This window comes from Pseudomonas sp. P5_B2, from assembly GCF_056400445.1.
Genome location: NZ_JBFULH010001251.1, coordinates 1 through 800, shown reverse-complemented (window position 1 = coordinate 800; position 800 = coordinate 1). Strand labels below are relative to the sequence as shown.

The window sequence follows — 800 nt, the reverse complement described above, 5'->3', positions numbered from 1 at the left end:
CAGTAAAACCGCCAGACACTGCCGCCACGAGGACGATGGCGATAAACACGACCCACAACGAAGACAGCACTTTGACGGCGGTGCTGTTGGGCGGTGGTGGCGGACCGTAGCGATTGGCGATGTTGGTGCCGGGGATGACCATGATCACGAACGGAAAGAGGCTGCCCACGAACGGGACGAAGTTCAATAGCCAAAGCCACCCGGACCAGCCGATGTCGTGCAAACGCTGCACGCTGATCTGAATGCTGACAACCACAACCCCGATGAACAGGAACAGCGCCACCAGGCCACCCACAATCAGGCCGGCACTCGAGTCTGCGCTGATCAGGGCAACGGCGAAAATGGCGAGTGCCGATCCGACACCCAGCATCACAAGGGTCAGGACCATCGTCCACGCCAGATAACGCAAACGGCCAATACGCCCTTCGACACTGAACGGTTTGAGTGTGGAGAATGCGGGGAGGTTTTCTCCGACGCTAGCCTGAGGCGGAGCGTAAGGGGACACCGGGTCGACGAAGACAGGCTGGGTCTTGGCGGGTAGGTGTTCGTGGGCGTCGGTCAAGTTCAGCTCTATGGGCGATTCGTTTTCAATCCGTGCATTGATGCCGGTTTTCGAAAGTGCCTGAAGATAAGTTTGCGCCTCGACTTGCGACAGACCTTGCTTGAGCGTGACAGTCTTGCCCGAGAACAGCCGTTCGACTGCAGCAACATCGCTTTTGTACAGGGCGGCGAGATTCTGTTTGGCGGTGGTGAGGTCAATGCCGGGCAGCAGAGCGCCGTCGAATACGATCTTGAAACGG

1 protein-coding gene is annotated in these 800 nt (G+C 58.4%); it reads right to left on the bottom strand.

Translation table 11 applies throughout. The annotated features are described in order from the left end of the window. The coding region (locus tag AC1DRJ_RS30555) for a DUF805 domain-containing protein (protein ID WP_477805396.1) at positions 1–800 on the bottom strand (800 nt) is incomplete at both ends.